Genomic DNA, 11212 nt, shown 5'->3' with positions numbered 1-11212 from the left:
ACTTAGCTGTTTTTTCGTTTTTGCACTTGTATACTAAACTCCTTTTCATACTTCTTACCGTTTATATAGAAATTCCCCCATATTTTATATGTTCCTTCTTCTGGAAATGTAATACGATATTGTAATTGTTCATCCGTATCAACAGGAATCGCATATAAAAAATGTTCTCTCGTTTCATCAACGATATATAGAGAGTCGACTTCTCCTCTTTCTGAATTTAATTTCAGCTTTTCTCCCTTTTTCGCTTGAAACTGAAATGTTAATGTCGCTGCCTCATTCGGATGTAATGCACCAAATAAAAGAGACACTTGATGCTCTCCTATATTTTTTGTAAGTACAGTATCGACAGGTAGTTTCTTTTTATTCTTGTCCTTGTTTTTCTCCTTTTTTTCTTCACCAAAATCTTTCTTAGCAAATGATTCCACGGACTTGTTTTCATCTTCATACAAAAATATCGTGTACCCTTCACCTTTCACTACATCTGAAGATAGCTTATACGATCCATTTCCAGCAAATATAGGCTTCGTTTGTTGTATGTTTTTCAAATTCCCATCCACTATCACTGCTCGAATTTGATCGTTCACACCACGAACTTCATTATTCATTTTATTTAGCAATTGAAACGAAATATCGGCTTTTTCATTTCCCTTTTTATTTTTCACATCCCATTTCACTTCTTGAACATCTCCGGTCGTTTCTACAGTTTCTTGATATTTTTTTATGTAAAATCCTCCTGCCACAATAAGTACTAGTGCAATAAGCCCAATGACAAGATTTTTCAAAATATCACCTACCATTTTTATTGTCTCTATCTATGCAAAACTTCTTAAATATATATTCTAGGTGATGATTCATGAAATCCTCCTATTTTGTACACATTACAAATATTAAAAAGGTTTTGATTGACAGGATTCGTAGTGTATAATGCAAATGATATTGATTTCTATCAATACATAATAAGGAGGACTTTTCATGAGTGTACATATCGAAGCAAAACAAGGCGAAATCGCTGAATCTATTCTATTACCTGGTGATCCATTACGTGCAAAATATATTGCTGAAACATTTTTAGAGGACGTTACTTGCTATAACAACGTACGTGGCATGTTAGGTTTCACTGGAACTTATAAAGGAAAGCGTGTATCTGTTCAAGGTACAGGTATGGGTGTTCCTTCTATTTCTATTTATGTAAACGAATTAATTCAAAGCTACGGAGTGAAAAATTTAATTCGTGTTGGAACATGTGGTGCAATTCAAAAAGATGTTAAGGTACGTGACGTTATTATTGCGATGACGGCTTGTACAGACTCTAATATGAACCGCTTAACATTCCCAGGTTTTGATTTTGCTCCTGCTGCAAACTTTGATCTTTTAAAGAAAGCTTACGATGCTGGAACAGAAAAAGGATTACACGTTCGTGTTGGTAACGTATTAACAGCAGATGTATTTTATCGTGAGAGCATGGACATGGTTAAAAAACTTGGAGATTACGGTGTATTAGCAGTAGAGATGGAGACGACTGCTCTTTACACATTAGCAGCTAAATATGGTGTAAATGCATTATCTGTATTAACAGTAAGCGACCATATCTTCACTGGTGAAGAAACAACATCTGAAGAACGTCAAACTACATTTAACGAAATGATTGAAATCGCTTTAGATGCAGCAATTCAGCAATAGTACACTAAAGAACTTGTCATACGTCTGGCGAGTTCTTTTTTATGCTAAAATACTTCGACAGTCACTGCACCTTCTCTTTATGTGACTTTCTATAAAAAACTACTTTAGAGAGAGACAGATTTATCCCCTCTACTTTTTTGTAACCTTTGTTATAATTAAGAAATCATTTATATTACAGTATTTTTCATACGAGGTGAAACAGTGAAAAACAGAAGCATCGTCTTTAAACTATTTTTATTAACATCAACTTTATTTACAATCATATTTCTCCTTTTTTTCCTTGGACAATCTCTATTTTTAGAGAAGTTTTATATTAATAAAAAAGTAAAAACCGTTCAAACGGCTTTTGAAAAATTCGTAGATAATTACGAAAAAAGCGACCAAGGCTTTGAGGAAACTAGAAAATTAAAACAAGAATTTCATGATAAAACAAATGCCGAAATCCAATTTTTAGATTCTAACGGAATTATTAAAAGTGAATACAGTTTTTACATTGAAGTGATTAATCCTAAGAATAATAAAACCTATACCATCCCTCTTAACAATCTTTTAACACCCGAAGAATATAATAAATTCGCAAACTTAGGATTAAAAAAAGATGGAATAATTTATGTGGATGGACTACTCCAATCAGATAATATCATAACACCTCAAGAATTAATAACTAATAATACTAGATGGGAAAATGAACAATTCAATTCAGATTTTCAATCCATTAGTGGTAATCCATCTAAAAATAAACTTAAAAATCGATATAATAACACTGGCTCTCCAATCGATTTTACTGGGGTAATATCTAAATTACAGCTTCCTTCCAAGGCTGAGGTTCGTCTTGCAAAGGATTTTGAAACATTACAAGCTGTTCAATATTTTGCAAGAACTATTAGACAAGGTACTTCTAATTCAAATCAATTAAACACGTACATTTTAGATAGTGGGGAAAATATAAAAAATAGTGTCTTTGTAAAACCTATTATAGAAAACGGAGAAATTAAGGAGTACGCTTTTGCGATAGCATCTTTGCAACCTGTTAATGAAGCGATGCTCGTTTTAAAAGATTATTATGTCTATGCCTTAATTATCGTGTTTCTCGTTATTATTTTGTTATCCTTCTACTACTCAAAAATCATTGTTAAACCATTAATTAAGATAAATCGCGTTACAAAAAAAATGGCCAACTTTGATTTTAGCGAGAAGTTACCTGTTACAGCAGACGATGAAATTGGCGGGTTATCAGGTAGTATTAATACACTCTCTGTAAATTTAAAAGATCGAATCGACCGATTAAATGTTGCCAATACAAAATTACAACAAGATATTGAACGCGAACGTCAATTAGAAAAAACGAGAAAAGAATTCATTTCTGGTGTATCTCATGAATTAAAAACACCACTTAGTGTTATTCGTAGCTTCGCTGAAGGTATTCAAGATGGCGTAAGTAAAGATACGACATATTATACAAATGTTATTTTGGAAGAAACAGATAATATGAACAGGCTTATTGTTGAAATGTTAGAATTAGCAAAACTTGAATCTGGTACGTACAAACTAGAAATGTCGACATTCTCAATCGGTGAATTAATTCAACAAATCTATACAAAATTATTATTTAGCATGGAGGAAAAACATTTACAAGTGGACATCCATGCTGACTCTTCTCTATTTGTTAAAGCAAATCGTAGCCGTATTGAGCAAGTAGTTGTAAACTTACTTAGCAATGCAATTCGATATACTCCAGATGGTGAAAAAATACACGTCTCTGTTGTAGAAACGGAAGATACAGTGAAAATCGAAATTGAAAACACAGGCAATCCTATTCCAGAGGAAAGCCTTGAAAAAATTTGGGATCGCTTCTACCGTTTAGACGCTTCTCGTAGCCGTCATACTGGAGGTACTGGCCTTGGGTTATCCATTGTAAAAAACATTTTAGATCTCCATCACGCCGAATACGGTGTGTATAATACCACTAATAGCGTTGTATTTTATTTTAATTTACAAAAAGTGAAAGAAGTCAAATAATTTGTCTTAATTTCACTAGGAGTTCACATGAAATTCACACTCTCCCTTTATAGTAAGAAACAAGTTAATCCTTTCCTTTACACATATAAAAGAGGAGAGTGCGTGAAATGAAACAAGCAGGACAACCTATTCAAAACGAAAAACAATTAGAAACTATCAAAAATATACTTTTACAATCTTCGAAACGTGATGGCTTATTATTCGTATTAGCTGTAAATTCTGGCTTAAAAGTAAGTGAAATCTTACAATTAAAAGTTAGTGATGTAATCGATGAAAATGAAAATGTTCGCCATTCCATTTTATTTTACAATGAAAAAGTAAAGAAACATAAATGGTTTGCTGTAAATGAAGACTTACAGCACGCAATCGAAGACTACATGAAAGAACGTAAAACTTGGAAACGTAATGAACCATTATTAAAGTCTCAAAAAGGAACCAAATCTATTACGAGACAACATGCATGGTACATTTTAAACAAAGCTGCAAAAGAAGTTGGATTAGAAGGGATTAGCTCACATACACTTCGAAAAACTTGGGGCTATTGTGCATACAAATCAGGTGTTGATATTGCATTTTTACAACACTTCTTTGATCACAGTACTCCATCAAAAACTTTAAAGTATATCGGTATTGCTTAATAACTCTTATACATAAAAAAGGTTACCATTTATAAATCTGGTAACCTTTTTTATGTTTCATATTCTCTTTTCTTGTCTCTCCTATACTGTAGTGGTACTCTAATAATAAGGGGGAGAAATTATGAACACACTAACAATTGAATTACCGAAAGAAACGGCTGAAAAACTCGATTTATTAAAACAAGCTTATGAAAAGAAAACAGGTGCTAGCATTTCTGAGAGCACTCTTGTTCAAACACTTATCTCAAAAGAATTTATCCAAGCGATAACTCCTTTTGATTTACAACAATTCATCAATGGAAAAGAACAGCAGTAATCGCTGTTCTTTTTTTATTTATTTTCAAAATATCAAAAGTTTTTTATTTATTTTCCGAAAAACCATTGACAATGATAATGATAACCATTATCATTTATTACGAAGCCAACAATTGATGAATCAACCAAACGCTCAGTAACATTGTTACCCCTCTTTTTCATATAGAAAGGCACTGTACATTCCCCCTGTTTGTACAGTGCCTTTCTTGTTTATCATCGTTCAAATAAATTTAATTGCTCAGGCTTGGGCTCACCATATGTAATGTTCATTATTTTCATAAGTTGTTTCGCATTATCCGCTGCATCCCCGCCCGAATTATTATTAAATAATACGTATATGTCCTTTGACTTCTTTTTTAATTGCTCTAGTCGTTCTACCCATTCTTCCAATTCTTTATTATTGTAGCGATATAAACAGCGAACCGCCCTCCAATTTTCTCCTTTATCCAGCCAGCCATGAATATTTCGACCATGAAAGCGTATTAACGTCATATCTGGGTTTGTTGCCTCTAATACAAGCGGCACTGATCCTATTCCTGCCTGTGGCTCGTCACAAATTGTATGAATCCATTTTTCCTGTTCTAAAAACTGTAACGTCTTATCTCTCATTTCCGGATAAAACCATGTTTGATTTCGAAATTCTATTGCACATGGGAAACCTTCCATTTTTTCTTTCGTGTATCGGAGTAAATCTACATTTTTCATTTTACAATCAAACCATGGTGGATATTGAAATAAAATCATTTTTAATTTATTCGCTTCTATTAAAGGAAGAATTGATTGTTTATACACATCAAACATCTCATCAAACGTAGAAAAAGGAATTTCACCTTTCATATGTCCTGTCATTCCTTGATAAGCTTTTACTATAAAAGAAAAATCTTTTGGCGTTTCCATCGCCCATTTTGTATAATTTCGTGCAGGTTGTATCGCATAAAATGAACTATCTACTTCTACAATAGGAAAATGTTCACTATAAGTTCGCAATTTATTTCTATTTTCATAGGGATTAATATATAAAGAATCATGATCTCCCCATCCCGTCACTCCAATGAAAAGCAAACGAATTCCTCCCTTCCCAACTTCATCTTAAACTCATTCTATTTTCATCATAAAAAATCCCATCCGACCAATTTCATAAAGTATCTCTTTCTTTAAGAGTCTCCGTATAAAAATATGATATACTATATGGAAGAATTTATAAATTGAGGAGTTATTTATTTATGCTTCAAGACGATACTACTTTATCTCATGAAAATCGAATTAAAGAATTAGAAAATAAAATACGGTTTTATGAAGAGCTTGTGAATCAATTACCGCATCATTTCACATATAAAAATCCACATATTGGTTTACAAATAAAAAAAACGAGAACGTCTCATTCTATTCAGCACATACAAAAAGAAGATAAAGAGCCTACCTTTCAGCTTACTTGCGATTCATTGTTCTTATTTGAACAGCTCGAAAAACATTTTGTTCATATTTTCGATGCTTTTTCGCATCACGTCACTTTTATTGATAATAAAGGTAACATTACATTATGTAATCAAGCTGCAGCAGATGATTTTGGTGTAATACGAAATTCTATAATCGGAAAACCAATTCAGCAATTATTAAAGCTACCTGAAGAACAAATTAAAGCTATGGAAACGTTAAAAACGGGAACTGAAATATATAATGAAGAAGTTTTAGACAAAAACTACGGCATCGTAAACAACCGCATTATTCGTGATTATAATGGAGAGATTTTCCGAATTATTAGCGTATTCCATTATTTGAATACAGAACGTGACGCCGAAAAGCTTTCCTTAGCTGGACGAATTGCAGCAGGTATTGCACATGAAGTACGAAATCCCCTTACAACGGTACGGGGGTACTTGCAATTTTTACAAGATAGCGTTTCGCCATCCAATAAAGAATTGTTTAAAAACCTCCTCATTCCTGAACTGGATCGTGCAAATAGTATTATCACAAAATTTTTAGCTATTTCAAAAACACGTGAATTTACTAGAGAACCTTTTCCCATCAATACGTTTTTACGCGAGTATATTCAACAGTTACTCGCTAGTGAAGTTTTTTTGCACAACATTTCTATTGATTATGATTTTTCTGCTGAATTAGATAATGTACTCGTCAATATTGATCGTCATGAACTCGTGCAAGTTTTTTTAAATTTATTTCAAAACGCTGTCGATGCTCAAGGTGAAGAACCTCTTTCTATTCAAATTACTAGTTATCGCTTAGATAATTTTGTTCGTATTACTTTTAAAGATAATGGAACCGGCATTCCTCTAGCTATTCAAGAATATATATTTGATCCGTTTTTCTCTACAAAAGACTCAGGAACGGGACTGGGGTTATCAGTAACGAAGAAAATTATTCAAAATCATAATGGCATATTAAAAGTTACTAGTAATCAAAATGGTACAACTTTCACTATTTCTATCCCAATTTTACTTAAAACAAACCACGAAAGAATTAATCGTTAAAAATGTTGGACTGTTCCACAAACTGCACGCCAATTGTTAGATATAACCTAACAATTGGCGTGCAGTTTTTTTATTCTAGCCTATTCTTTTTTACTTATATAAATCTTTCTCTACCTCTTGATTTTTCTTTGTTTTCGCAAGATAGGTAAACTTCTTATTTTTTTTGAAATAGTAGTTTGTCCATCACTAATTCAGTTTAATTTTCATTTTATTATATAGTAAAGACTATTTCCATCCCTAACACTGGTGACACAACAGCTACACTATCAGTCTTCCGAATTTACTAACTTTTAGTTTTCACCTTATTTTTGAACGACCAAGAATATTTGATTTATAGTAATTTGTATTATTTTGATTGTAAGTTAAATCTCTCTTTTAATAAAAAGGAACACTTATTTTGGAGGATAAGTGCTCCTTCTTTACGTTTCTTTACTTCAAATTTACTCTAGCTTAATCCTCTTTTTGTATGATGAATAGTGAAGACAAAGACATGAAAGAGGGATGATAATGCGAATTATATCACTGACACGTTTTTGGTTTGTTCTTATGGTCTGCATAATTTTATGTATAGGATTTCTTTTAACTCTAAAATATTCAAATGTTTCAAAAGCAGAAAGAAAAACAGTTCCATACGAACTTCTGTATACAAAACAAAATAAAGTCCCGTATTCCTCTTCCACACAAAACGAAAAAAAAGTTATAAAAGGAATGCTTATTACAGAAGCTTCTAGTTATGAAAACCTACTTCAAATCGCTGAAACGATTAAAGATCAATATAAAAATAAAGACGTTGATGAAATAACACTCTCTATCCATAATGAAAATACTGGCAGTTACGAAGAGGAATTACCATATGAACCTATTAGTAAAGGAATAATAACCGTCACGTATGATTCTCAATCCTTCGGCAGTACCAATGTTACGCTAAATAAATAAACTGAAACTTTTCCCACCTCACTGATTATTAAGTTAAACCAATCAAATTTTTATAGGCAGCTCGATTCTCACCTAACTTCTTTTCTGTTGCCACATTTTGAATCGAGATAAAATCACTCATTTCTCATAAAAAAGAGGCGAACTCGTTATTCGCCTCTTTTTTTACCAAAATGGAATCCACTCTTTTACTTTATCTATCCATTCACTTTGCTGTTCTTTTCTTTGTTGTTCCTCTTCTTTTCGTTTTTTCTCTTCTTCTTTCCTTCGTTTTTCTTCCTCAATCGTTTTTAATTGTTTTGTATAATCCGCCTCAGGTATTAGAGATAACTGAAATGCCTTTTGAGTTGGATTTCCATCCGCTTTCTTCATAATGTCCCGGAACATTGTCGTTGTAATTTGGCTGCCTCCTGGCACATAATGCTCACTATCCGTTTTATCATACCCTACCCAAATCGCACCTACTAAATCCGGTGTGTATCCCACAAACCACGAATCCTTCGCACCAGTGCTTGGTCCATTTACAAGCTGGGTAGTCCCTGTCTTGCCTGCGGTATCGATATTATTAACTTTCGCTTTTTCACCTGTTCCCCTTTCAATAACACCTTTTAATAAGTATGTCATCTTTTGGGCAACTTTCTCGTTCGTCACACGAGTTTCTTTCTTATACCATTTTCCAATTGTTTCTCCTTCAGCATTTTGGATTTCTCTAATGGCATGAGCTTCTACTTGGACGCCATCATTTGCAAATGCGCTATACGCTTGAGCCATTACAAATGGCGAAGTCCCTACATGCATACCTCCTAAAGCAATCGGATACGTACGGTCTTCAGGCTCTAATGGAATACCAAACCGCTCTAAAGATTTCAACCCTTTATCTAATCCAATTTGCTCTAATAGCCAAACTGCTGAAACATTATATGACTTTGCCACTGCTTCATACATCGTCACATTACCATGGAACGTATGATCACTATTTTGTGGTGCATATTCTTTAATATTAAACGGTTCATCTTTTAAGACATCGTATACTTCATATCCTTGCTCTAACGCTGGTACATACACTGCAAGAGGCTTTAACGTTGAACCTGGCTGTCTTTTTAATTGTGTTGCATGATTAAACTGTAAAAATTGATAAGGACCTCTACCTCCAACTAAAGCCGGAACACCGCCAGTTTTTGGATTCATAAGGACCACTCCAGTTTGCATAAGCTGATCTGAACCACTATCTTTAAAATAACTATCATTATTCACAACATCTTCAACCGCTTGTTGTTTTTTCGGGTCAAGTTCCGTATAAATACGATAACCACCTGCTAAAATTTCATTTTGTGTTAATTCATACTTGTCCATCGCTTCTCTAACAATATAATCTACGTATTGAGAATATTTCCCCTTATATTTATCGTCAACACCACGTCGTAATACAAGACCTGATTCTTTCTCCTGATTATATTGTTCTTCAGAAATATATCCTTGCTCCTTCATTAAACCTAATACGACATTACGTCTTTCAATTGATTTATTAAAGTTTTTATACGGCGAATACGCAGATGGCGCTTTAATTAATCCTGCAATCGTTGCAGCTTCTGAAATTGTTAAGTCTTTTACCTCTTTATCAAAATAAGATTTAGCTGCTCTTTTTATCCCCCAAGCACCTTCACCAAAATAAATTTGATTCATATACATTTCAATAATTTCATCTTTCGTATAGGTACGTTCTATTTTTTTCGTTAGAAAGTATTCCTTTATTTTCCGTGAGAATGTACGGTCTTGCGTTAAAAATACATTTTTCGCCAGTTGCTGTGTAATTGTACTACCACCTGCCACAACTTCACCGGCTGTAATGTTCTTAAATACAGCACTTATGATTCCACTATAGTAAATACCATGATGACTAAAAAATTCCTTATCTTCTACTGCAACAATTGCTTGAACCATAATATCAGGAATATCTTTCCTTTTAACCCCTTCGGTTTTAGAAGAAGCTAATTTAGTCGCAACTTCATTATTTGCATCATAAATTAAAGTCGGTTGTGGAACAGCTTGTTTTAATTCAGATATATCTTGAATGGAAATTATTATATTTACAACAATAAATAGAGTAGCAAGCAAACTTCCCAATACAATTAATGAATTGCGTAGTTTCTTCCTCTGATTGAACCACTCAAGCGTTTTTTTAAAGTGAGTGCTCTTCAATTTCATTCGTTCACTTCCTTCGTTTGTTTACACGCTTCTTTTTAAAAGGAAGAATATACCTCCTTTTAAATTTATTATAATAACGTAGTCGTTCCTATAGTGTAAAGCTTTTCTTTCACATTCATACTTTTTACAAGAAAAGGACATTCTACAAGTAAGATATTCACCATTAATATTAATATTATTAATGCAACAATGAGAGTTATGTTAAGTTTTTGTAAACTTTTCGATAAAATGTTTTAAAAAACGACAGTTTTTTGTTAGAATTGATTAGCCAATATATTTTACATATATTACTTTTGTGGGGGTAACAATAATGGTCTTTAAATCAAAGAAAGATAAATTTTCTGAAATGCTAATGAATGTTTCCGAAAATTTAAAAGAAGGCGCGCAGTTTTTCGTGGAGTATAAAATTAAAAATGCTAGCGATTTAAAAGAGTTTTCTATGCGCATGAAAGAGTATGAGTCAAAAGGTGACTCATTCATTCACGAAATCATTATGGAGCTAAACAAAGCATTTATTACTCCTATTGAACGTGAAGACATCCTACAGCTTGCAATGAGTATGGATGATGTATTAGACGGATTAGATCACAGTGCTGGTCTATTCGAAATGTATTCTATTACAGAAGCTGATGAATACATGATTAAATTCGTTGAAGCAATTAATCAATGTGCAATTGAGATTGCAAACTCTGTTGAACTACTGTCTAAAAAGAAATTAGTCGATATTCGTACAAATGCGATTAAGATTAAGGATTACGAGTCACAATGTGATGATATTCGCCGTCATGCGATTAAGCACTTATTCTCTCGTGAGAAAGATCCGATTAAGATTATTCAATTTAAAGAGATTTACGAAGAGCTTGAAGAAGTAGCTGATAGCTGTCAAAGCGTTGCAAACGTATTAGAAACAATCATTATGAAGAACGCGTAAGG

Annotated in this window: 11 protein-coding genes and 1 pseudogene; 8 read left to right on the top strand and 4 right to left on the bottom strand. The window is 33.0% G+C overall.

Annotated features, from left to right (window positions below; translation table 11 throughout):
* Positions 1–2: 2 nt before the first annotated feature.
* Positions 3–797, bottom strand: coding sequence for a hypothetical protein (locus tag BWGOE10_RS07205; RefSeq protein ID WP_070141492.1), 795 nt, complete (start codon positions 795–797; stop codon positions 3–5).
* Positions 798–972: 175 nt separating this feature from the next.
* Between BWGOE10_RS07205 and deoD the strand changes: the two genes are divergently transcribed.
* The 4 genes from deoD (at position 973) to BWGOE10_RS07185 (ending at position 4653) form a co-directional block, all read left to right on the top strand.
* Entirely contained in the window at positions 973–1680 is a 708-nt protein-coding gene (deoD, locus tag BWGOE10_RS07200; RefSeq protein WP_000110707.1) for a purine-nucleoside phosphorylase, read from the top strand.
* Between the two features lie 201 nt (positions 1681–1881).
* On the top strand, positions 1882–3699 hold the full coding sequence (locus BWGOE10_RS07195; protein ID WP_070141491.1) for a sensor histidine kinase: 1818 nt from the start codon (positions 1882–1884) through the stop codon (positions 3697–3699).
* A gap of 107 nt (positions 3700–3806) precedes the next feature.
* Positions 3807–4337 (top strand): tyrosine-type recombinase/integrase, encoded by a 531-nt coding sequence (locus BWGOE10_RS07190; RefSeq protein WP_000806236.1) that lies wholly within the window; start codon positions 3807–3809, stop codon positions 4335–4337.
* Positions 4338–4458: 121 nt separating this feature from the next.
* Positions 4459–4653: a DUF3924 domain-containing protein gene (locus BWGOE10_RS07185; protein WP_070141490.1), complete on the top strand. Its 195-nt coding sequence runs from the start codon at positions 4459–4461 to the stop codon at positions 4651–4653.
* A gap of 47 nt (positions 4654–4700) precedes the next feature.
* Here BWGOE10_RS07185 and BWGOE10_RS33690 read toward each other — a convergent pair whose 3' ends face one another.
* Positions 4701–4826: a hypothetical protein gene (locus BWGOE10_RS33690; protein ID WP_001117482.1), complete on the bottom strand. Its 126-nt coding sequence runs from the start codon at positions 4824–4826 to the stop codon at positions 4701–4703.
* 39 nt (positions 4827–4865) lie between these two features.
* On the bottom strand, positions 4866–5714 hold the full coding sequence (locus tag BWGOE10_RS07180) for a DUF72 domain-containing protein (RefSeq protein WP_070141489.1): 849 nt from the start codon (positions 5712–5714) through the stop codon (positions 4866–4868).
* Positions 5715–5875: 161 nt separating this feature from the next.
* Between BWGOE10_RS07180 and BWGOE10_RS07175 the strand changes: the two genes are divergently transcribed.
* The 3 genes and pseudogenes from BWGOE10_RS07175 to BWGOE10_RS07170 all read left to right on the top strand — a co-directional run bounded on the left by BWGOE10_RS07175 (position 5876) and on the right by BWGOE10_RS07170 (position 8077).
* Positions 5876–7141, top strand: a complete 1266-nt coding sequence (locus BWGOE10_RS07175) for an ATP-binding protein (RefSeq protein WP_070141488.1) — start codon at positions 5876–5878, stop codon at positions 7139–7141.
* A gap of 224 nt (positions 7142–7365) precedes the next feature.
* Positions 7366–7428: pseudogene (locus tag BWGOE10_RS32420) on the top strand (transcriptional regulator); the annotation flags it as partial.
* 220 nt (positions 7429–7648) lie between these two features.
* Entirely contained in the window at positions 7649–8077 is a 429-nt protein-coding gene (locus BWGOE10_RS07170; protein ID WP_070141487.1) for a hypothetical protein, read from the top strand.
* Positions 8078–8239: 162 nt separating this feature from the next.
* Here the strand turns inward: BWGOE10_RS07170 and BWGOE10_RS07165 are convergent, their stop codons facing one another.
* Positions 8240–10279 (bottom strand): transglycosylase domain-containing protein, encoded by a 2040-nt coding sequence (locus BWGOE10_RS07165; protein ID WP_070141486.1) that lies wholly within the window; start codon positions 10277–10279, stop codon positions 8240–8242.
* A gap of 310 nt (positions 10280–10589) precedes the next feature.
* Here BWGOE10_RS07165 and BWGOE10_RS07160 point away from each other — a divergent pair, with 310 nt between their 5' ends.
* On the top strand, positions 10590–11210 hold the full coding sequence (locus tag BWGOE10_RS07160) for a DUF47 domain-containing protein (protein ID WP_000231445.1): 621 nt from the start codon (positions 10590–10592) through the stop codon (positions 11208–11210).
* Positions 11211–11212: the final 2 nt, after the last annotated feature.

The sequence above is a fragment of the Bacillus mycoides genome, assembly GCF_001757995.1.
Taxonomy (GTDB): domain Bacteria; phylum Bacillota; class Bacilli; order Bacillales; family Bacillaceae_G; genus Bacillus_A; species Bacillus_A mycoides_B.
The sequence above is the reverse complement of the archived record's forward strand: the minus strand, read 5'-3'. Positions and strand labels throughout refer to the sequence as shown.